At 71.1% G+C, this 19,565-nt stretch carries 20 protein-coding genes; 5 read left to right on the top strand and 15 right to left on the bottom strand.

The features are described from left to right. Window positions 1-109: 109 nt before the first annotated feature. The 8 genes from VN378_RS12850 to VN378_RS12885 form a co-directional block, all read right to left on the bottom strand. Window positions 110-1,477 (bottom strand): sulfite reductase subunit alpha, encoded by a 1,368-nt coding sequence (locus tag VN378_RS12850; RefSeq protein WP_325743973.1) that lies wholly within the window; start codon window positions 1,475-1,477, stop codon window positions 110-112. Next, on the bottom strand, window positions 1,474-2,388 hold the full coding sequence (locus VN378_RS12855) for an FAD:protein FMN transferase (RefSeq protein ID WP_325743974.1): 915 nt from the start codon (window positions 2,386-2,388) through the stop codon (window positions 1,474-1,476). The genes VN378_RS12850 and VN378_RS12855 overlap by 4 nt, the downstream gene beginning before the upstream one ends. A 152-nt stretch (window positions 2,389-2,540) precedes the next feature. Beyond that, entirely contained in the window at window positions 2,541-3,350 is an 810-nt protein-coding gene (locus VN378_RS12860) for a DUF4198 domain-containing protein (RefSeq protein ID WP_325743975.1), read from the bottom strand. Between the two features lie 12 nt (window positions 3,351-3,362). Continuing rightward, complete coding sequence (locus tag VN378_RS12865; protein ID WP_325743976.1) at window positions 3,363-3,869, bottom strand: DUF2271 domain-containing protein; 507 nt, start codon at window positions 3,867-3,869, stop codon at window positions 3,363-3,365. Window positions 3,870-3,876: 7 nt separating this feature from the next. Then, window positions 3,877-4,527, bottom strand: coding sequence for a PepSY-associated TM helix domain-containing protein (locus tag VN378_RS12870; protein WP_325743977.1), 651 nt, complete (start codon window positions 4,525-4,527; stop codon window positions 3,877-3,879). A gap of 53 nt (window positions 4,528-4,580) precedes the next feature. Next, entirely contained in the window at window positions 4,581-6,590 is a 2,010-nt protein-coding gene (locus VN378_RS12875; RefSeq protein ID WP_325743978.1) for a TonB-dependent receptor, read from the bottom strand. 34 nt (window positions 6,591-6,624) lie between these two features. Next, on the bottom strand, window positions 6,625-8,238 hold the full coding sequence (locus VN378_RS12880) for an ATP-binding protein (protein WP_325743979.1): 1,614 nt from the start codon (window positions 8,236-8,238) through the stop codon (window positions 6,625-6,627). Between the two features lie 90 nt (window positions 8,239-8,328). After that, window positions 8,329-9,738: a UDP-N-acetylmuramate--L-alanine ligase gene (locus VN378_RS12885; protein WP_325743980.1), complete on the bottom strand. Its 1,410-nt coding sequence runs from the start codon at window positions 9,736-9,738 to the stop codon at window positions 8,329-8,331. A gap of 67 nt (window positions 9,739-9,805) precedes the next feature. On the opposite strand from VN378_RS12885, the gene VN378_RS12890 reads away from it, so the two are divergent. Both VN378_RS12890 and VN378_RS12895 read left to right on the top strand, forming a co-directional pair. Further along, window positions 9,806-10,627, top strand: coding sequence for an LD-carboxypeptidase (locus VN378_RS12890; protein WP_325743981.1), 822 nt, complete (start codon window positions 9,806-9,808; stop codon window positions 10,625-10,627). Window positions 10,628-10,856: 229 nt separating this feature from the next. Beyond that, window positions 10,857-11,804: an aspartyl protease family protein gene (locus tag VN378_RS12895; RefSeq protein WP_325743982.1), complete on the top strand. Its 948-nt coding sequence runs from the start codon at window positions 10,857-10,859 to the stop codon at window positions 11,802-11,804. A gap of 158 nt (window positions 11,805-11,962) precedes the next feature. On the opposite strand, the gene ypfJ is transcribed toward VN378_RS12895, so the two are convergent. The 4 genes from ypfJ to VN378_RS12915 all read right to left on the bottom strand — a co-directional run bounded on the left by ypfJ (window position 11,963) and on the right by VN378_RS12915 (window position 14,960). Next, window positions 11,963-12,811, bottom strand: coding sequence for a KPN_02809 family neutral zinc metallopeptidase (gene ypfJ / locus VN378_RS12900; protein WP_325743983.1), 849 nt, complete (start codon window positions 12,809-12,811; stop codon window positions 11,963-11,965). A 73-nt stretch (window positions 12,812-12,884) separates the two neighbouring features. Further along, on the bottom strand, window positions 12,885-13,277 hold the full coding sequence (locus VN378_RS12905; RefSeq protein ID WP_325743984.1) for a hypothetical protein: 393 nt from the start codon (window positions 13,275-13,277) through the stop codon (window positions 12,885-12,887). Between the two features lie 56 nt (window positions 13,278-13,333). Continuing rightward, the gene (locus VN378_RS12910) at window positions 13,334-13,939 is read right to left on the bottom strand and encodes a class I SAM-dependent methyltransferase (RefSeq protein WP_325743985.1); all 606 of its coding nucleotides are present in this window, start codon (window positions 13,937-13,939) and stop codon (window positions 13,334-13,336) included. A 79-nt stretch (window positions 13,940-14,018) separates the two neighbouring features. Further along, window positions 14,019-14,960 carry a fatty acid desaturase family protein gene (locus tag VN378_RS12915; protein WP_325743986.1) on the bottom strand — a complete coding sequence of 314 codons (942 nt, stop codon included), beginning with the start codon at window positions 14,958-14,960 and terminating at the stop codon, window positions 14,019-14,021. 129 nt (window positions 14,961-15,089) lie between these two features. On the opposite strand from VN378_RS12915, the gene VN378_RS12920 reads away from it, so the two are divergent. From VN378_RS12920 to VN378_RS12930, 3 genes are read left to right on the top strand one after another with little or no spacing between them, the layout of a single operon-like run. Beyond that, on the top strand, window positions 15,090-15,497 hold the full coding sequence (locus VN378_RS12920) for a hypothetical protein (protein WP_325743987.1): 408 nt from the start codon (window positions 15,090-15,092) through the stop codon (window positions 15,495-15,497). Further along, window positions 15,497-15,700 (top strand): helix-turn-helix transcriptional regulator, encoded by a 204-nt coding sequence (locus VN378_RS12925; protein WP_325743992.1) that lies wholly within the window; start codon window positions 15,497-15,499, stop codon window positions 15,698-15,700. Before VN378_RS12920 ends, VN378_RS12925 begins: the two co-directional genes overlap by 1 nt. Before the next feature lie 32 nt (window positions 15,701-15,732). Beyond that, window positions 15,733-16,674 carry an alpha/beta hydrolase gene (locus VN378_RS12930; protein ID WP_325743988.1) on the top strand — a complete coding sequence of 314 codons (942 nt, stop codon included), beginning with the start codon at window positions 15,733-15,735 and terminating at the stop codon, window positions 16,672-16,674. Here VN378_RS12930 and VN378_RS12935 read toward each other — a convergent pair. The 3 genes from VN378_RS12935 to VN378_RS12945 are packed head-to-tail and all read right to left on the bottom strand — an operon-like array spanning window position 16,656 to window position 19,389. Beyond that, window positions 16,656-17,558, bottom strand: a complete 903-nt coding sequence (locus tag VN378_RS12935) for a DUF3298 domain-containing protein (protein ID WP_325743989.1) — start codon at window positions 17,556-17,558, stop codon at window positions 16,656-16,658. The genes VN378_RS12930 and VN378_RS12935 overlap by 19 nt on opposite strands. After that, complete coding sequence (locus VN378_RS12940; protein WP_325743990.1) at window positions 17,555-18,370, bottom strand: RsiV family protein; 816 nt, start codon at window positions 18,368-18,370, stop codon at window positions 17,555-17,557. Before VN378_RS12940 ends, VN378_RS12935 begins: the two co-directional genes overlap by 4 nt. After that, window positions 18,367-19,389 (bottom strand): UbiA family prenyltransferase, encoded by a 1,023-nt coding sequence (locus tag VN378_RS12945; RefSeq protein WP_325743991.1) that lies wholly within the window; start codon window positions 19,387-19,389, stop codon window positions 18,367-18,369. Before VN378_RS12945 ends, VN378_RS12940 begins: the two co-directional genes overlap by 4 nt. Window positions 19,390-19,565: the final 176 nt, after the last annotated feature.

The raw sequence follows: 19,565 nt of genomic DNA on the forward strand, positions 1-19,565 counted from the left end.
CCGGCAATTTCGACCACCAGGGGCCGGGATATGCGAGACAATCCGCCGATACAACGGCGACACGCCGGACACATCGGCCGGACACAACCGGCACATCCGCGACACGCGCCTAATAGACATCGCGCCGGTAGCGGCCCGTCTCGCCCAGGGTGAGAAGTCGGTCGGCGCCGAGGGCGGCTTCAAGCGCCGCCTGCACGCCCCGGGACATGCCCTCGAGACTGCCGCAGACGAAGATGGCCGCGCCGCGATCCACCCATGCGATGAGTTCGTCCGCGTGCTGATTGATCAGACTCTGGACGTAACGGCCGTCTTCGGCGTCGCGCGAAAAGACGCGGTCGAGACGGGTCAGCGCGCGCGTCCCCAGAGCGGCCTGGAGCTCGTCGTCGAGGAAGGCGTCGTGGGCGCGGGTGCGTTCCCCGAACATCAGCCATGAGCCGGCATGCGGCCGACCGGCGCGGGCTCTCCAGTGGGCGCGGAGCCCGGCCAGACCCGTGCCGTTCCCGATCAGGATCAGCGGCGTCCCGGCTGCGGGGCCGTGGAAGCCGCGATTGGCGCGGATCCGCATGTCGATGGCGTCGCCGACCGCCAGATCGTGGGTCAGCCAGCCCGAGGCGAGGCCGGGCGCGCCGTCGGGGCGGGTCATGCGGCGGACGATGAACTCGGCGCGGCCGTCGCCGGGCAGGGAGGCGACGGAGTATTCGCGGCTGCCCGGATCGGTCCCGTCGGCGCGCGCCGGCAGGCCGATCTCGGCGATATCGCCCGCGACCCAGTCCGGCGCGTGTCCGTCGGGCGCGAAGGCCAGCAGCCATGCCTCGCCGCCGGGACTGCCCGGATTGAGGTGGCGTCGCTCCACCAGCGTCCAGCGGTCACAGGCGGGCGGCGTCCAGTCGGGCTGGATCGTCGAACCCGTCAGCAGGCCCAGCTGGTGCTGCCAGTGCCGGATGGCGCCGGCGTCGCCGTTGTCGACCTCGACGCGGTCGAACAGGGGCTCGGCTCCCGAGCGCTGCAGCCAACCGTCCAGGGCGCGACCGAAACCGCAGAAGTCGGTGTAGGCGTGATCCCCCAGCGCCAGCAGGCCATAGCCCAGACCGGACAGGTCGGCGGGCGCGCCCATGGTCTGGCGAACGAAGCCGGACACGCCGTCGGGCGCGTCGCCCTCGCCGGTGGTGGAGGCGACGATCAGCAACCGGCCCGCGGCCTTGAGCGCCGCCGCGTCGAGGTCGCCCAGAGGCAGGACGCGGACCGTGGTTCCGGCGTCGGAAAGGCTGCGCGCCGTTATCCAGGCGAGTTCTTCGGCGAGGCCGGTCTGGCTGGCGAAGGCGACCGTCACGGCGTCCGCGCCGGACGTCAGCGCATCGGCGCGCGCGGCGGCGGCGCGGCGGACCCGGGCGCGGTCCAGGGCGACCGCGGCGACGATCAGCAACCACAGGCCGACGGCGACCGCCGCCCACAACCAACGCACCGGATCGGCGGTCACGCGCCCTCGGCGGCCATGGCGGCGAAGGCCGAAGAGACCACCTCGACCAGCCCCCCGTCGGTGCGCACCACGAAGGCGGCGGCGATGCCCAGCGCCTCGGCCCAGGCCAGACCCTCCGCGGGGCCCATGACCGTCAGGGCCGTGGCCATGGCGTCGGCATGCAGGGCGGTGTCGGCCAGCACTGTCACCGAGGCGACGCCGTTGTCGACCGGCCGGCCGGTGCGGCCGTCGATGGTGTGACTGTAGATCCGGTCCGCGCTCCCGAACCGGCGCACCCAGTCGCCCGAGGTGGCGACCGCGATGTCGAACAGGGCGGCGGCGGTGCGGGGGGCGGGGGTTCCGGGCGCCTGCTGAAGCTCGACCCACCACGGATGGCCGCCCGGCTTGACGCCGGCGCCCCGCAACTCGCCGCCGATCTCGACCAGATGATGGACGGCGCCGAGGGCGGTCAGGCGTTCCGAGACGCGATCGACGGCGTGGCCCTTGGCGATGCCGGACAGGTCCAGTTTGACCCCGCCCAGCTGCTGAACGGCGCGCGCTTCACGGTTGAGGCGCAGAACGCCCCAGCCGCTGAGGGCGCGGGCGGCGGCGATCTCATCGTCGGAGGGAATGTCCGTCCGCGGGCCGGGCGGGCCGAAGCCCCACAGGTCGACGAGTGCGCCCAGGGTCGGATCGACCGCCCCATTGGTGTCGTCGGCCAGGTCCAGGGCGGTGTTGAGCAGGTCCCAGAACGGCTGTGACACCGCCCAGAAACCGGGCGGCGCTGCGTTGAGCCGCGCCAGTTCGGAGGTCGGGTCCCAGTGGCTGAAGAGGGCGACGACAGCCGCCAGCTCGGCCTCGATCGCGGTCTGGAAGGCGGCGCGGTCGGGGCCCGGCGGCGGGACCAGCCGGACCGCCCAGGTCGTGCCCATGGTTTCGCCGGCGAAGTCCCAGACCAGATCGGACTCCGGCAGGACCGGCGTCCGGCCATGGGTCGGGATCAGGACGCGGTTCTCCGGCTGCGCGGCCGGCCCGCCGATGGCGACCGGCGGCGGCGCAGCGCGGGGGTCTGGCGGGGTTCCGGTCAGGGCAGGACTTCCATGACGCCGTTCCAGGCGGCGCTGGAGGCCAGCTGCGATCCCGACGCCGGGGTGCGGATCGAGGCGTTCAGCCAGTACATGCCGGCTTCGGGCCAGGTGACGGTGAAGGAACCGTCGGCGCCTGTGCGGACCGTCATCTCTTCGGGGTTGTCGCGGTAGCGCGTGCCGCCGCGGGCGATGGTCACTTCCAGGTCGGCGGCGGGCTGGCCGTCGCGGACCAGTCTGAAGGTCGCGGGCTCGCCTGCGGCGAGGTCGTTGGGGTGGGTGACCGGGAGCAGTTCGATGCCCTGGCCGGTCAGGGTGATGGCGGTCGGAGCGCCGAGGGTGACGAAGGTTTCGGTGCGGCTGTTCGACCGGGTGGCGACCACGTCCGTGGCGTCGGCCGGGATTGCGGCGGCCATGTCCGCCTCGGCCCCGCGCCAGCGCTTCGCCTCGCCGCCCTGCTTGTAGGCGACCATGACCCCGCCCGAGACGTTGGCGATCCGGTACGTACCGGCCTGGGTCAGGTGCAGATCGAAGGTCGAGCGGTATCTTGCGGTCATGGCGTTGACCGGCGCGGCGGTCGAACCGTCGGGCGCGGTGATGATCAGGCCAGCCAGGTTCATGGCCGCGTGGTCCGGGACGAAGACGCCGTTCGACATGCCGGCGTCGAAGCCGACCCAGGCCTCCGTCCCGGACAGGACGGTCGAGGTTGGGGCCAGCCAGGCGCGGTGCGCCTGGGCCGACATCGGCAGGGCGAAGGCGGCCAGAATACCCAGGAGGGGGGCGGCGAGGAGGGCGATGCGCTTCTTCATGGTCCAGGTTCCCTAGCGGGTGACGGCGACGCTGACGGCGCCCAGTTCGGTGGAGCCCGTGACGCGGGCGGTGTTGGCGGCGCCCCAGCGGAAGGGTACGCGGACGACCTCGCGGCCGCCCAGTTCGCGCGCGGCCTCGACGACCACGACGTAGTCGCCGGCGGGCAGGTCGCGCAGCCGGGCGCCGGGCACGGCGACGGCGTGACGGCCCGGAGCCTTGGTGGCGCTGGAGACCCCGTCCATGGGCAGGGTCAGGGACCGGCCCCCGCGGCGCCACCAGGTGCGCATGTCCTTGAGCCAGTCCTTGCCCTCGGCGAGGTTGGAAACCTCGTACCAGACGGCCAGGGTGCGCACGGCGGTGTTGTCGGGTCGCTCGATCCAGACCGCGACATAGGGGCGGTGATAGGCGGCGACCGACAGGCGGGGAATCTCGACCGAGACGGTGAGATCCGCCGCCAGGGCCGGGCCGGCGACGGCGGCGGCCGCGGCGGTGGTCAGGATCAGGGGAAGCTGGCGCATCAGGAACTCAGTGAATGAACAGAACGGCGATGACGGCGGGTATCAGCAGACCGAGGCCCAGCAGGGGCCAGGTCGAAGGGCGCTGGCGGGCGTGCAGCCATGTCAGGCCGAAGCCGGTGACGGCGAAGACGATGCAGGCGGCGGCGAAGACGTCGATGAACCAGTACCAGACGGGCCCGGTGTTGCGGCCCTTGTGCAGGTCGTTCAGCCAGGCGATGGCGCCGCGCGTGGTGCGTTCGCGCAGGGCCTCGCCGGTGGCCCGGTCGATGGTCAGCCAGCCGTCGCCGCCGGGTTCGGGCAGGGCGACATAGACCTCGTCGGCGGTGGTTTCGGTGGGGCGGCCTGCGATCCGGACCTTGAAGGCGTCCGAAGCCCAGCGTGCGACGGCGGCGGGGACGGGGTCGGTGGTTTCCTCCGGCAGATCGGCCAGGCGCGCCAGCAGCGGCGCCGGCAGTCGGCCCGTCTGTTCCACGGTGGCCGGCCGGGCCGGAATCTGCGCCGCGTGGTTGAGGGTGACGCCGGTGACGGCGAACAGCAGCAGGCCGATCAGGCTTAGGGCGGCCGAGATCCAGTGCCACTGATGCAGCTGTTTCAGCCAGAACGACCGACGGGCGTTCAGGGCCGGTCTAGGCTTGGCGGAGACGGCGGTTTCAGTCACCTCCGGCTTGTGCCGAAGTTGCGAACGATTTGCAATGGCTTCCGGCGACGGCTTCAGCGCGACAGTCTGACGCCGACGCCCAGGGTGCGGGGCGGGCCGAAGCCGGCGACGCCGGTTCCGGTTTCCGCGGTCTCGACCTCGGCGTCGAACAGGTTGTCGGCCGCGAGCCAGACGGCGGCGGATGGCGTGAGCTCCCATTCGGCGCGGACGTCGACCGTGGCGCCGGCGCCGAGGACGCGGCTGTTCAGGTCGTCCTCGAAACGGCGGCTCTCCCAGCGCAGGTCGGCGGCGAGGGTCAGGGGTTCGACGGGCCGCCAGTCGAGGCCGACGACGGCGCTCCATATCGGCGCCTGGGCCGGTCGCAGGCCGGTCAGCTGCGGCGCTTCGGCGCCGCCGTCGACGCGGGCGTCGGTTGCGGACAGGGCGGCGCGCAGCGACAGGCCGTCGACCGGTTCGAAGCGGCCGTCCAGCTCGATCCCGGTCGCCTCGATGGTTCCGGCGTTCCGGCGCTGCCGCAGGACCCCGCCGGCGGGCACGAAACCGGCGCGCGGGAAGGTCGCGGGGCCCTGGCCGATGGTGACGTTGACGACGGCGTCCTCGATCCGGGTCCAGAAGGCGGTGGCGGTCAGGGAGGCCCGGTCGCCGGTCCAGGCCCACCCGGTTTCGACGCCCGTGAGACGTTCCGGCTGCAGCGCCGCATTGGCCTCGGTCAGGTCGTTGCCGACGCGGAACGGCCGGTGCAGTTCGTTGAGGGTGGCCGGACGGAAGCCGGTGTAGGCGGCGAGCCGCCACGCCTGGCCGCCGCCCAGATCGCGGCGGGCGGCGAGGCGGGCGCTGAGGACTTCGCCCGAACGGTCGGGGTCGGTCTCGTTGAGGGTCGGCAGGCCGGTCGCGAGGTCGCGTTCGAGCCGGCCGCCGTTCGCATTGCGCCAGCCGTCGTAACGCAGCCCGCCGGCGACCAGCCACGGCCCGCTGTCCCAGCCGCCCTCGGCATAGACGCCGGCGACGGAGGCTTCGCCCCCGGCGACGCGATCGCGGGTGAAGCCTCCGCCCATGTAGCGGAACCGCTCGCGCGTCTCGCCTTCGTTGAAACGGGCGTCGGCGCCGAACTCCCATTCCACACGGGCTATCCCGCTGACGGCGATGCGGCGCAGGGCGGCGTTCAGGCCCCAACCGGTGGCGGGCGTCCCGTACTGGTCGTTGGCCGGAGTAGTGGCGGCCCGATCCGCGGAAACCGCGACCGAGGTGTTGGCCAGATCGCTCTCGCGCCGCCACGCCTGAAGCCGCCAGCCCAGGCGGTCGGCGCGCGGCTGGAGGGCGGCGGTCGCCGACAGGCTGTTCCCGCTGGCGACGGCCCGCGCCCCGGCGAGGCCCGAACCGCGGTCTTCCTCGAAGGCGGCGGCGCGCAGGGAGACGACGGCGGCGGCGGCCGGCAGGTCGGCGCGCAGGACGGCGCTGCGGACCTCGATGTCCAGCGGCGTGTCGGCGGCGCCGGCTGCGGGACCCCGGACGGGGACATAGCCGTCGCCGGTCTCGTACAGGCCCGATGCGACCAGTCGAACCGGTCCGAGCGCCGCCGCACCGGAGGCCGCGAGGCGGCGCCCGCCTCGTTCGGAGACGGAGGCGTCCAGCACCGAGCCTGAATCCCGTTCGCGCAGGGCGATGACGCCCGTCAGGGCTCCGGCGCCGTAGGGGCCGGCCCCGGAACCTCTGATGATGTCGAGGCCGGACAGGCTTTCGGTCGGAACCTGGGACCAGATCACCCAGCCGCCGAAGGGATCGTTCAGCGGCGCGCCGTCGAGGGTGACGAGGGTGCGGCCGGCGCCCGACGGGGCGATGGCGCGCAAGGATATGCCCTGGGTGGTCGGATTCGCCGCCAGGCTCGAGGTGCGACGGAACAGGGAGACGGCGGGCACGGTCGCCAGAGCCTCGTCGAGCCGTTGCTGGCGGCGAAGATCCTCCGCGTCCAGACGGATGACGGAAAAGGCCGCCTCGCCCGCCGCGGGAGGCAGGCGCGCGCCGGTGACGACGACGTCGGGAAGGGACGGCGGAGGAATCTGCATCGGCCCTACCCTAGGCCAGACCCCTTCATCCGATTCAAGCGGCTTCCCGCGCCGAGGCCTGGGCCGCGACGTCGTTGAACACCAGACGGATCGCGTTGAGGAGGGCGTCGGGCTGGATCGGTTTTTGCGACACGCCGTCCATGCCGGCGGCGAGGTATTCGATTTCGTCCCTGGGGTCGGCGTTGGCGGTCAGGGCGAGGATCGGAATGCGGCCGACAGGGGCCGGCAGCGCGCGGATGGCGCGGGTCGCCTCGACCCCGTCCATTACGGGCATCTTGATGTCCATCAGCACCAGATCGAACAGTTTCGTCTGGACCTGCCGGACCGCTTCCAGGCCGTTCGCGGCGCTCTCGAAGGTGCAGCCGAACAGCTCCAGAACCTTGCCGGCGACGAACCGGTTGGTGGCGTTGTCGTCGACCACGAGGACATGCAGGGTTTCGTGCGGGGTGGGTTCCGCCTGCTGCACGGCCGCGGCCAGCACCTCGGGTCCCGCGCCCGGCAGACGCAGGGAGAAGTGGAACCGGGCCCCGCCCAGCGGCGAACGCTCGACGCCGATCATGCCATCCATCCGCTCGACGATCTGGCGGCAGATCGCCAGACCGAGACCGGCCCCGGCTCCCTCCTGCCCCGCGTGGCCGGTGTTGAAGGGCTGGAACACCGCGCTGGCGATATCGTCGGCCACGCCGGGCCCGCTGTCGTCGACGACGCCGGTGATGGTGACGGCGTCGTCCTCCCACCGGCTGACGATGCGCACGGCGACCTCGCCGGCGGGGGTGAATTTCAGCGCATTGCCGATCAGATTGTTGAGCAGCTGTTTCAACCGCATCTCGTCGCCCATGACCCAGTCGGGGCCGTCCGCATCGTGGACGACGGTCAGGATCAGAGCCTGCTCGCGGGCGCGAGGGCTCCAGAGGGCCAGCAGATCGGCGGCGAGCGTGTCCAGATGGACGGGCGCGGCCTCCAGCCCCAACTGCCCGGCCTCGGCGCGAGACATGTCCAGGGCGTCGGTCAGCAACCGCAGAAGATTCTGACCGGAATCGAGGATGGTGCGGACATAGGGCTTCATCGCCCTCTGGGTCAGCTCGCGCTCCATCAGGGCGGCGATGCCCAGCACGCCGTTCAGCGGAGTGCGGATCTCATGGCTCATCACCGCGAGAAATTCGGACTTGGCCCGGCTGGAGGCGCGGGCCTCGGCCTCGGCCCGTGCGAGATCGCGGATCAGCACGCCCATTTCCTCGGCGCGGCGACGGTGGATGGCGCTTCCGGCCTGCAGCACATGCACGCCCGCACCGACGCCGACGTAGCGCCCGCCCGACGTGACGACAAAGCCGTTCAGCAAGGCCCCCAGATTGGCGGCGTCCATGCTCTGGAACAGGATTTCGGCGTCGGCGTCGGCGTCGAGCATGCGCGGAGCCGAGTCCATGAAGGTCGCCGCAGGGCGTTTGGCGTACAGGGCGCGGCCGAACTCGGCAGCCATCCGCAAGGTGAAGGTGTTGCGCTCGATCAAGCCGACGGGGCGCCGGTCGGCGTCGACGACGGCGATGACAAGGGTGTCGGGCTCGCGCTGGAAACGGTCGAAAACCTCGGCGCCGGGCGTGTCCGGACCTATGGGGTCCGGGGCGCTCGCGAAATCTCCGATCCGGGCCATATGCAACTCCTGCCTGGCCGGCACGGATAGGGGGCAGCCCTTAACGCGAGCTTTGCCGTACGTGAAAGTTTTGCGAGATTGTCTTGAAAATCAATCTGTAAGCGGATGGCCTATGCGGTCCAGCAGGGCGGCGGCGAAGGTCGACAGGGTGTCGTCGCGGGCGCCCATGACGATGATGCGGTCGCCGGGGCGGGCCAGTTCGACCAGCCGGTCGCCGCACGCCTCGCGGGTCGACAGGGCCTCGGCGGCGCGACCGGCGGCGCGGACGCCCGAGGCGATGTCCTCGCTGCCGATCGACCGGTCGGTCGTGCCGCCGTAATAGACCGGCTCGGGCATCAGCAGGACGTCGTCCTCGCGCAACAGGCCGGCGAAGCCGTCGATGAACTCGTCCTTCATCAGCCGCAGCGGGCCGAAGCCGTGCGGCTGGAACAGGATCAGCAGGCGGCCGTCGAAGGCGTGCAGGGTCTTCAGGGTGGCGGCGATCTTGTCCGGGTTGTGGGCGAAGTCGTCGATGACGGTGACGCCGTTCGCGGTCCCGACCACCTCCATGCGCCGGCGGATGCCGGCGAAGGTTTCCAGGGCCGCGACCGCCCCGGTCAGCGGCACGCCGATGGCGCGGACGGCGCCCAGCGCGGCCAGGGCGTTGGCGACATTGTGGGCGCCGGGAACGTTCAGGACCACCGGGAGCGGCGCGCCGCCGAGCTCGGTCAGGCTGAAGCGCATGCCGGCCGGCAGGGGTTCGAGGTCGTGCGCGTTGAGGGTGGCGGACTCCTCGCCGAGGGCGAAGGTGATGACCTTGTCGCCCGGCAGGGACTGGGCCAGCGCCTGGGTCTCGACGTTGTCGAGATTGAGCACGGCCTTCGCGGCCCGGCCGGTGAAGCCGCCGAACAGGTCGCGCAGCTCCTCCATCGACTTGTGGTCCAGCGAGATGTTGGAGACCACGGCCACGGTCGGATCGTAGCGGGCGATGGAGCCGTCGGACTCGTCGACTTCGGAGACGAACAGATCGGGCCCGCCGATCAGGGCGCTGGCGAACGGGTGGTCGGGGTCGGCGAAATTCTTCATCACCGCGCCGTTCATGACCGTGGGCTGGCGACCGGCGCGGTGCAGGATCCAGGCGATCATGCCGGTGATGGTCGATTTGCCGCTGGTGCCAGCCACGCCGATGGAGGCCGGGGCGGCGTTGAACAGCCGGCTGAGCAGTTCGGGCCGGGTGACGATCCGGGCGCCGGCGCGCTTCGCCGCGCCGATGTCGGGGACCGTGTCCTCGATGGCGCCGGTGGCGACGACGATCTGGCCGGGGCGGGTGACGCCTGAACCATCCTGGGGATGAAGGGTGACGCCATGGGCTTCCAGCCAGGCGAATTTCTCGGGCGTCCGGCCCTGGTCCCGGGACCGGTCCGAGCCTTCGATCCGTCCTCCCCGGGCCTGAACGATCAAGGCGAGGGGCAGCATGCCGGACCCGCCGATGCCGCAGAAGAAATAGTCGTCTTGATTCATGAGGGCGAAACCGGGGAATGTCCGGCGGCCTGACTAGCACGGGCGACGCCTGAGGCCAGACACGTCCATGAAGATCGGCATCGTCAACGCCAGTTCGCGCTTCAACCGGGAGCGGGCCGACGCCGTCGAGGCGTGGTTCGCGGCCAATATTCCGGACGGCTCGGTCAAGGTCGTGTTCCACCCGGCCAGCTTCGGCAAGCACGGGCATTTCGGCGGCGACGACGCCAGCCGGGCGAGCGCCTTCATCGAATACGCCAATGATCCGCGTCTGGACGCGGTGTGGTTCGCGCGGGGCGGCTACGGCTCGTGCCGCATCGCCGAGGCGGTGCTGCCGCGGCTGGAGCCGGTCGCGCGCAAGAAGCGGTATCTGGGCTATTCGGACGCCGGCAGCATTCTGGCCCTGCTGTACAAGGCCGGCTTCCCGCATCTGGCGCACGGGCCGATGGCCTCGGACGCCGTGCGCCACGACGCCACGGCGTGGCGCGCGATCAATTGGCTGAAGTCGGGCGATCCCGCGTCGTGGGAGCCGTCGCTGGCCGATGATCCGCGCCCGGCCGTCGCGTTCAACCTGAGCATACTGGATGCGCTGGTCGGAACCGCCCTGGAACCGGACCTGACCGGCCATGTCCTGATGCTGGAGGACGTTTCCGAGCCGCTGTACCGGATCGACCGGATGATGTTCCATCTGACCGGCCAGGCCTCGATCCGGCGCGTGGCGGGCATCCGTCTGGGGCGGGTCTCCGACATCACCTACAATGAGCCGGATTTCGGTCTGACCCCCGAGGAGATCGTCCGCTACTGGTGCCAGCGGTCGGGAATCCCGTACCTGGGCGCCGCCGACATCGGTCACGACCGCGAGAACAAAGTGGTTCCCTTCGGCCACAGGTAGCGGCCATCGGCTCGCCCGGGCGGAGAACCGTATCGACACCGGTGAAATCCGAAGGCCAGATGGCGTCAGCGAGCGGGCGCGTCCTTTCGGACCCCGCATGGCCGCGCCTTGGGGGATGGGCGCTCGGTGGCGGTCCGGTCGGCGTCGGGGGGCGTCGGCCGGGCCGTCCTCACCACCGCGACAAAGGCGCGCTGGCGTCAGGACTGACCGCACGCCATCTTCGTCGATCATGAACCGCCGCTCCCTCCTGATCCGCACGGCCGCGCTGGCTTCCGTCCTGGGCGGCGCGTGGTGGGCCCGCGATCATCTGCTGTGGCCGAAGCCGGCCCTGGCTTTTGCGAGCGGAGGGGCGACACCCTGGATGCCCTATGCGCGGCGCGGCGCGGCGCCGACCGTGGCGGTGCGTCTCGGAGGGCGGTCGATAGCCGCCCTGATCGACACCGGAGCCCAGTACTCAGTCATTGACCGGGCCCTCTTCGCCGATCTGCCCGACGTCGGCCGGTCGCTGTTCGACATGCCGCTGGTCGCCTATGGCGTCGGAGGCGGCGCCCAGGTCGGACGGGGCACGGCGCTGGATATCGCCCTGCCGGGGCTGGCCGTCACGGGTCTGAGGGCGGCGATTCTGGACCTTGGGCCGCTCGCCTCGAGCGCGGGGCTGAGGACGCCGCTGATCCTGGGGCAGGATCTGCTGGGCGAGGCGGTGCTGGCGCTGGATTCGGCGCGCCGCCACACGCGGCTGGTTTCGCGCGCGGCCTTCGTGCGGCCGCCCGATCTCGCCGGGGTTCCGGTGCGGCGCGCGGGCCGCGCCCTGACCGCCGAGGTGACGGTCGAGGGAGCGCTGGTCGAGGCGGTGGTCGACACCGGCGCGTCGGCCCTGCTGGGTCTGAACCGCGAAACCGCGGCCCGGGTCGGTCTGCTGGACGGTCGGCCCCGGACCAGCGGCGTGCATCTGGTTCTGGGCGGCTCGACCCGGACGGCCATCGTCGAGGCGCGCACCGTGACCTTCGCCGACCACCTGTACAGGCGCGTGCCGGTCGGGGTGTTCGACCAGCCGCCCCTGCCCAACTTCCCCGGCGGGCTGGTGGGGATGGAGGCGTTCGCGGGCCGCCGCGTGGCGATGGACCTCGGGGCCGGGACGCTGCACGTCTCGCGGCTCCTCGATCTGACGGTCGGCTAGAGCGATCGACCTCGCCTGCGTCCGAAACTGACGCAGGCGCATGCTTTCCTCATCGGAACCCGGTCGGGTCCGGTCTTTGACAATCGAATGCAGCGGAAGACGCGTCGACAAGCGGACTCAGTGGACTCTACGGACTCTTCGGACGGTGTTTTTTCCGCCTACAGCGACCCGAAGGTGTCGCAGGCGGCGGGGTCGCCCGATTCATAGCCGCGCCGCAGCCATTCGACCCGCTGGGCCGAGGAACCGTGGGTGAAGCCGTCCGGCTGGACCCGGCCGCCCTGGCGGCGCTGCAGGGTGTCGTCGCCGATGGCCGAGGCGGTCTGCATGCCGGCTTCCAGATCGCCGGCGTCCAGCGCGACCTCGCCGTTCGAGACGGCGGCGGCGTTGGCGGCCCAGACCCCGGCGTAGCAGTCGGCCTGAAGCTCCAGCGCGACCGAATAGCGGTTGGCCTCGGCCTGGCCCGAGGCGCGTTGCCGGGCCTGCTGCACCTGCTGCGAGGCGCCGGTCAGGGTCTGGACGTGGTGGCCGTATTCATGGGCGATGACATAGGCGCGGGCGAAGTCGGCGCTGGACGCGCCCAGCTGGGTTTCAAGCTGCTGCCAGAACGACAGGTCCAGATAAACCTTGCGGTCGTTGGGGCAGTAGAAGGGACCCATGGCCGACTGGCCGAAGCCGCAGCCGGTCGAGGTGCCCTGTTCGTACAGGGTGACGGTCGGGGGCTGGTAGCCCTGGAGTTTCGTCTTCCAGACGTCGTCGACATTGGAACCGATCACATCGACGAAGGCGCCGGCCTGATCGGTGGGACTGCCCTGCTTGCCCTGCTCCGAGGCCCCTACGCCGCCGAACTGGCTGGCCAGTTGCGTCGTGGTGGAGGGGTCGAGGCCGAAGACGAAATAGCCGATGGCGGCCAGCACCAGCGCGCCGATCCCTCCGCCGGCGATGGCGCCGCCGCCCATGCCGCGGCGATCCTCGATGTTGCCGCCGCGTCGTCCGCCCTGCCACCGCATGTTCGCTCTCCCGTCCGCATCCAACCTTGGCCGGAACGCGGACGGAGGGGAAGGGATGCAGAGGCCGTGAGACCTAGGAAGCGGGCCGGTCCAGCCAGGCGTCGATCTGGCCGACGCCGTTCGCCAGGGCGCGCCGCCGCTCTTCGGCCGAGCGGCGCAGCGCCCGTTCCTCTTCCGGCGAGCGCAGGACGCGAACCGGCGGCGGCTGGACGGGTTCGGGCTGGCGCGCCGCCTCGAGACGCTGGCGATTGAGGCGGGCTTCCGTTTCCTGTTGGCGGGCGAAGGCCTCGCGTTGGTCGGCCTGCGCGCGCAGCCGCTCCATTTCATACCGGTGCTGGTCGGCCTGATATCGGTCCTGGTCGAAGGCGGGCACGCCGGGGCGCGGCTGCCATGTCTGCGGGACCTGCGCCTGGACCGGAGCGGCGGCGAGCAGCAGGACGGCGGCGAGGGCGCGACGGGCGGTCATGAAAGAAAGATGGCGTCCGTTGTCCCGTCCGCCAAGCGTTGCCGGACCGAAGGCCTTCAGGCCGCAGGAGAGAGGGTCCAGACACGGGTGCGTTTGACGGCGGAATCCTCAAGCTCGCGGGTGGTGGGGACGGCGTATTCGGCCAGCAGGTCGAAGCCCTCCCTGGGGAAGTAGGTGCGCAGCGGATCGCCGACGAGTATGCGGGTTCCCTGGTCCGCGGCGAGGCGCAGCCAGTCCAGGACCCGTCCGGACATCGGCTGTTCGTAGAAGACGTCGCCCGCGCAGATCACCTCGACCCCGGGCGGGGGGCCGTCCAGCAGGTCGGCCGCGGTGAAGTCCAGACTCACGCCGTTGGCGGCGGCGTTGCGCGCCACCGCCGCGTCGCAGAAGGGATCGATATCGGCGCACAGGGCCGAGGCCCCGCCCGCCTTCATTGCCGCGATCCCGACGAGGCCCGAGCCGGCGGCGAAATCCAGCACGGTCTTGCCCGCGACCTCGGACGGATGGTCCAGCAGCCAGCGCGCCAGTCCCTGGCCGCCCGCCCAGGCGAAGGCCCAGAATGGCGGCGGCAGGCCGAGCTCGCCCAGTTCCTCCTCGGTCAGCCGCCAGATCGGCGTGACCTCGTCCGCCAGCCACAGCGAGATTTCCGGCGCGTGCGGCACCGGCTGCAGGCGCGTATTCGCGGCTATGAAGGCGGCGGGATCGGGGATGCGGGTCAGGATCTGGCCTGCGTGCGGCCGGTCACGCGGCGTCCCTGGCGCTGGCCGCCTTCAGGACCGCGAGATACCCCGGCGCCACCTCCATGCCCTGGCCCTGCGGTCGTGCGCGCACTGCGCGGTGCAATGCGGGAAGTTTCCAGCAGGGGACATGCATGAACAGGTGATGCTCGGCGTGGAAATTGACCCAGTAGGGGGCGATGAAGGCGCGCTCCCACCACGCGGCGCGGGTGGTTCGGGCGGCCCGGAAAGGGTCGGTCGCCGAACCCTCGACGCAGGCGTGTTCGGCTATGTTCCTGAGACGGGTGACCATCGGGAACCAGGTCGCCATCGGCAGCAGCCACAGGATGAAGAAGGCCCACCAGACGCCGGCCAGCGTCAAGGCCAGCAGCAGGACGGCGTTGAGCAGCAGGAAGGGCGCGACCGAACGGCCGGTGACGACGGCGCCTTCGGCCATGTCCTCGTCCCGCTGGCTGGCGAAAGCCCTGAACAGGAACAGCACCCGCTGCTTGAAGAAGGTCTGGCCGGTGAGGTCGCGCACGATCTTGCGGCGCAGCGAGGCGCGGGTGACGGGGAAGGGGGCGGAGAGGACCAGGTCGGGGTCCTCGGCCTGCTGGGCGTATTTGTGGTGCGCCAGGTGGTAGGGGCGATAGGCGTCCAACGACGCCCCGATGGGCACGGCGCAGAACCAGTGGCCGAGGACATCGTTCAGGCGCCGGTTCGGCGACAGACCTCCATGGGCCGCCTCGTGCATCAGGATGGCGAGCCCCAGCTGACGCGTGCCGATCACGGCGATGCAGACAGGGATCAGGATCGGCCAGACCACGCCCGCGGCGGCGGCCAGGGCGATGACTCCCCAGCAGTGGGCCACCAGCAGCGGGCCGACCCAGCCGCGGCGCGTCTGGAACGGCGCCCAGTCCTCGGGGCTGAAAAGATCGGCGGGCCGGATGCGGGGAGCGGCGGGCATGATCGCAGGATACGTCCGGAGAACCCTGAATCAAAGCACGGAGGTTGTCGGGCGATCCTGACAAAAAGTCAGGTTGACATGACGCATGGCCGATGTAAGGTAACCCTGACATCAAGTCGGGAGAGCGGTATGTTGAACGTCTGGAACACTGGCACGGCGGCGCACAGGAAATATGTGATCCGCACCTTCGCCTTCATGATTCCGTACATGCTCGTCTGCATCTCCATGATGACGACCGACGCCTTTGACGAAGTCATCGGCAAGCCCGCGGCATGGGGTCTGGCCGCCGCCGTCTCCGCGCCGGTGATCGGCCAGCTCTGGGCCACCCTCAGCCTGATCCGGGAGAGCGACGAGTTCGTCCGCGCCGTGACGGCGAAGCAGTTCATCGTCTCCGCAGGCCTCGCCATGGCGCTGGCGACATTCTGGGGTTTCGCGGAAACCTTCGCCGCCGCGCCACATCTTCCGGGCTGGCTGGTCTACGCCGCCTTCTGGGGCATCTTCGGATGCGTAGCCCCCTTCATCAGGTCGTCGACCTGATGAAGAACCGTCTGAAACTGCTCCGCGTCGAACGCAACTGGACCCAGGAACAGCTGGGGCAGGCGCTGGGCGTCTCGCGTCAGGCGGTGAACGCCCTGGAGACCGAGAAGCACGACCCTTCCCTGGATCTGGCCTACCGCATCGCCGTGCTGTTCGCGCGGCCCGTGGAAGACATCTTCGAGAACCCTCACGCGCCTGGCTGAAAGTCGGGGCAACCTCACAAGGATACATCGTCATGCTGCACCTCCGTCACCTCGTCGGGCGTTCGACCCTGCGCGCATGGTTGCTGGTCTCTGCGTCAGTTCTGGTCGCAGGGGGCCTGGTCCTCGCCACGCAGGCCGACGCCAGGCCCGCAGCCCAGGCCTCGCACGCCTTCGTCTCGGACCGGCTGTCGGTCGAGGTCACCGGCGCGGGGCCGGACGTGATCCTGATCCCCGGCTTCGCCTCGTCCCGGGAGGTCTGGCGCGCCGAGGCGGATCGGCTGAAGGCGACGCACCGGGTGCATCTGGTCCAGCTGGGCGGTTTCGCGGGCGAGCCGTGGACGCACGGCGACGGACCGTTCGTCGAACCGGCGGTCGAGGCGCTGGCCCGTTATGTCCGCGAGGCCGGTCTGGAGCGGCCCGCGGTGATCGGCCATTCGATGGGCGGGATGAGCGCGATCCTGCTGGCCCAGCGTCACCCCGGGCTGGTCAGCCGGGTGATGAGCGTCGACAGCCTGCCGTTCTTTTCCGCCCTGTACGGGCCGACGGCCACGGCGGAGAGCGCGCGGCCGTTCGCGGAGCAGGCGGCGGCGGGCATCCTCGCGGCGGATGAGGCGAGCTATCGCGCCGGACAGGAGCGGGCGGCCCTCGGCTATTCGCGGACCCCGGCCACGCGGGCGGCCATGGTCGAATGGTCGATGGCTTCGGACCGCCAGGCCATGGCGGCGGCGATCCGCGATGTGATGACCATCGACCTGCGGCCAGGACTGGCGGCGATGACGACGCCGGTCTGGGCCGTCTACGCCTCGGACGCGGACGGCGGTGCGCCGGCGGCGATGGCCGACGGCCTGTGGACGCGCGAGTATGCGGGCCTGCCGGGCGTGCGCATGGTCCGGGTCGACGACAGCCGGCACTTCATCATGGCCGACCAGCCGGAACGGCTGGCCGTGATCGTCGATCAGTTCCTCGCGGACTGAGCCATGGGAAGGGCCGCGGGGGTGACGTCGCCGACCTTGGCCAGCCGCCCGCCGAACTCGCCGCTGTAGGCGACCGCCAGCAGGGAGCGGAAAACCGCGGCCGGGATGGCGATCTCATAGGCGCCCTCGACATAGGGGCCGACCTGGTAGGGGCCGATCAGGAAGGTCAGGCCCGCGGCCTTGCCCGGCGTGTCGCCCGCCGTCAGCACGAAAGGCGTGTCGGCGGCGCGCGGGCAGGAGAAGTCCTTGCCGCCCAGGGTGACGCTGGCGCTGTCGGGCACGCGGGCGCGTTTGGCGGTGTTGATGGCCGAGCAAAGGGCCTGGTCCAGGACGGTCAGGTCCGCACCCTTGCCGAACAGGTCGTTGACTCCCACCCGGCGCTTCAGCGCCTTGTCCCACAGCAGGCCATCGGTGAGGGTGTTGGGGTGGGCGCCGCCGGAGTAGTCGAAATCGGTGCGCTTGAGGCTGAGCAGTTTGCCGGTTTCGGCGGCGGCGGTGATGGTGATGGTCTTCTGGTATTTGGGCCGGTCGGTGTCGGCGCCGGCCTCGGTCAGCTCGCCCTGGGCGCCCTCGGTGAACTGGCGCAGGCGGCGCACCTCCTCGGCGTAGAGGCGGGCGTGAAGATCGGCCTGGGGCTTGATGGCGTCGGGCAGGGTCAGCCGGACATCGGCGTAAGGCGTCTTGCTTTCGAACTCCATCGGGGCGGCGGCGTCGGCCGGGGTGACGACGGCGGCGGCGCCCGGCGCGGCCGGTGCGGGAGCGGCGGGCTCGCGGTCGCGGTTGCAGGCGGACAGGGCCGTGGCGACGGCGGCGGTCAGGAGCAGGGCGCGGAGGAAAGGCCGGGCGATCGAGGGCATGCGGGTCTCCTGATACGTGGCGGTCATCGTGCTTGCCCGGCGCGCAGCCGGTCAAGGAATTCCGGCGCCGGGGCGCCCCCGAACTGGTCAGCCCATTCCGGCGAGAGCAGGGCGGCGAAGGCGGCCGCGGGCACCACGGCCGTGTAGACGCCCTCGGCATAGGGGCCGACCTGATAGGGACCGATCAGGAAAACGAGCCCTCCGGCCTTGCCCGGGACGTCGCCGGGCGCGAGCGAGAAAGGCGTCCCGAGCGCCTCGGGGCAGACCCAGAGATCCTCGCCCTGTTCCCCGCGGTAAGGCGCCGGATCCCAGGCCTGATCGCCGCCGCGCGCGGCCTTGGCGGCGTTGACGGCGTCGCACAGGGCGCGGTCGAGCGCCGTCAGGTCGGCGCCGGGGCGGAACAGGGCGGCGGGGGCGACTTCGCTCTGGCCCGTCCGGTCCCAGAGGACGGCTCGATAGCCCGGATTGCCGTGGGCGCCGCCGGTAAAGGACCAGGCGAGCCCGTCGACGCCGACCAGACGGGCAGTCTGTACCGGCGCGTACCAGCGCAGCGACAACTCCATATTGTAGTCGAGTTCGCCGCCCTCATCGGCCCGGGCCCGGCGGACATCCGCCTCGAACGCGCGGATGGCGGTCATGCCGTCATCGTAGAGGCGCGCCCGCAGGACGGGATGGGCGCGCAGGGCCGGGTCGAGCGCAAGTTCGGTCGTCATCCGGCCGTCCTCCAGCCGGTAGGCGATCGGCTGGGGATCGACCGCGGCGGGCGGGACGGCGCAGGCGGCGATGAACAGGGCCGCTGCGGCGAGGAGGACAGGCGGGAGGCGCGACAGGGCGGTCACAGGGTCAGGGCTCCGAGGCCGATGGCGGCCAGCAGGATCAGGCCGGCGTCGCGGTTGGATTTGAACAGGCGCAGGGCGAGGGCGGGATCGTCGGTGCGGATGCGGCGGGTCTGGAAGGCGAGGTGCAGCGCATAGGCGACGAGGCCGAGCCAGAAGAGCGGGCCGGGCCGGGCGAGCGCGCCGGCTGCGGCGGCGCAGGCGACGGCGAGGCCGTAGAAGGCGGCGACGCCCCGCGGCACGCTCGAACCGAGGCGCCGGGCCGAGGACTTCACCCCGACCATGGCGTCGTCCTCGATGTCCTGCAGGGCGTAGATGGTGTCGTAGCCGAGGGTCCAGAAGACGCCCCCGAGGTAGAGGAGGAGGGCGGCGGCGGTGAGGTGTCCGGGCATTCCCGCGTGGGCGTGGAAGACCAGGTCGCCGGTCCGCCAGTAGTGAGGCATGCCGGACCATGGGAAGGCGCTGGTGAAGGCGGCGAATCCCATCAGGGCTCCCCAGTTGAAGGTCAGGCCGAGCCAGGCCTGGGGCCACCATGTGATGCGCTTCATGAACGGATAGGCGGCGACAAGGGCCAGCGATCCGATGCCCAGCATCACCGTGGTCCAGTTCATCGCCAGCAGAATCTGCAGGCTGATGAAACTGCAGACGACGACGAAGACTCCGGCCTGGTTCACGGCGATCTCGCCGGAAGCGACGGGGCGGGAGGCGGTGCGGGCCACCTGCCGGTCGATCTTCCTGTCCACGATGTCGTTGAAGGCGCAACCGGCCGCGCGCATCAGGCCGGCGCCGATGGCGAACAGAACGAAAAGTCCCGCGGCGTGACCCGCCATGAAGGCTTCGTTCGCCGGCGCGGCGGCGCCCGACGCCCACGCCAGGGCGATCCCCTGCCAGCCGGGCAGCAGCAGCAGCCAGATGCCGACGGGGCGGTCGAAGCGGCCGAGCTTGAGCCACGGCTTGAGCGGCTCCGGCGCGTGGCGGTCCACCCAGTTCGAACCGGCGTCGGGAAGCGGGGCGGAGGTCATGGATCGGAGATAGCCTGTCGGGGGGTGGACTTCCAATCCCGCTCATCCCGGCGAAAGCCGGGACCCAGTGCTTTGGGCGATCCGGTGGTTCCGATGGCCCAAGGACGCCAATCCCAACCGCATTGCCCCACGAAAGAACTGGGTCCCGGCTTTCGCCGGGATGCACGGAAACCAAG

Origin of the sequence: Brevundimonas sp. (assembly GCF_035561115.1) — a bacterium.
Classification (GTDB): Bacteria; Pseudomonadota; Alphaproteobacteria; order Caulobacterales; family Caulobacteraceae; genus Brevundimonas.

Bases quoted from the DNA above. Each gene is read 5' to 3' on its own strand.
- VN378_RS12895 (WP_325743982.1), top strand. From the start codon at position 10,857: ATGAACCGCCGCTCCCTCCTGATCCGCACGGCCGCGCTGGCTTCCGTC.
- VN378_RS12880 (WP_325743979.1), bottom strand. From the start codon at position 8,238: ATGGCCCGGATCGGAGATTTCGCGAGCGCCCCGGACCCCATAGGTCCG.
- VN378_RS12935 (WP_325743989.1), bottom strand. From the start codon at position 17,558: ATGACCGCCACGTATCAGGAGACCCGCATGCCCTCGATCGCCCGGCCT.
- ypfJ (WP_325743983.1), bottom strand. From the start codon at position 12,811: ATGCGGTGGCAGGGCGGACGACGCGGCGGCAACATCGAGGATCGCCGC.
- VN378_RS12885 (WP_325743980.1), bottom strand. From the start codon at position 9,738: ATGAATCAAGACGACTATTTCTTCTGCGGCATCGGCGGGTCCGGCATG.
- VN378_RS12930 (WP_325743988.1), top strand. From the start codon at position 15,733: ATGCTGCACCTCCGTCACCTCGTCGGGCGTTCGACCCTGCGCGCATGG.
- VN378_RS12865 (WP_325743976.1), bottom strand. From the start codon at position 3,869: ATGCGCCAGCTTCCCCTGATCCTGACCACCGCCGCGGCCGCCGCCGTC.
- VN378_RS12905 (WP_325743984.1), bottom strand. From the start codon at position 13,277: ATGACCGCCCGTCGCGCCCTCGCCGCCGTCCTGCTGCTCGCCGCCGCT.
- VN378_RS12915 (WP_325743986.1), bottom strand. From the start codon at position 14,960: ATGCCCGCCGCTCCCCGCATCCGGCCCGCCGATCTTTTCAGCCCCGAG.
- VN378_RS12920 (WP_325743987.1), top strand. From the start codon at position 15,090: ATGTTGAACGTCTGGAACACTGGCACGGCGGCGCACAGGAAATATGTG.
- VN378_RS12855 (WP_325743974.1), bottom strand. From the start codon at position 2,388: ATGGGCACGACCTGGGCGGTCCGGCTGGTCCCGCCGCCGGGCCCCGAC.
- VN378_RS12875 (WP_325743978.1), bottom strand. From the start codon at position 6,590: ATGCAGATTCCTCCGCCGTCCCTTCCCGACGTCGTCGTCACCGGCGCG.
- VN378_RS12860 (WP_325743975.1), bottom strand. From the start codon at position 3,350: ATGAAGAAGCGCATCGCCCTCCTCGCCGCCCCCCTCCTGGGTATTCTG.
- VN378_RS12925 (WP_325743992.1), top strand. From the start codon at position 15,497: ATGAAGAACCGTCTGAAACTGCTCCGCGTCGAACGCAACTGGACCCAG.
- VN378_RS12945 (WP_325743991.1), bottom strand. From the start codon at position 19,389: ATGACCTCCGCCCCGCTTCCCGACGCCGGTTCGAACTGGGTGGACCGC.
- VN378_RS12890 (WP_325743981.1), top strand. From the start codon at position 9,806: ATGAAGATCGGCATCGTCAACGCCAGTTCGCGCTTCAACCGGGAGCGG.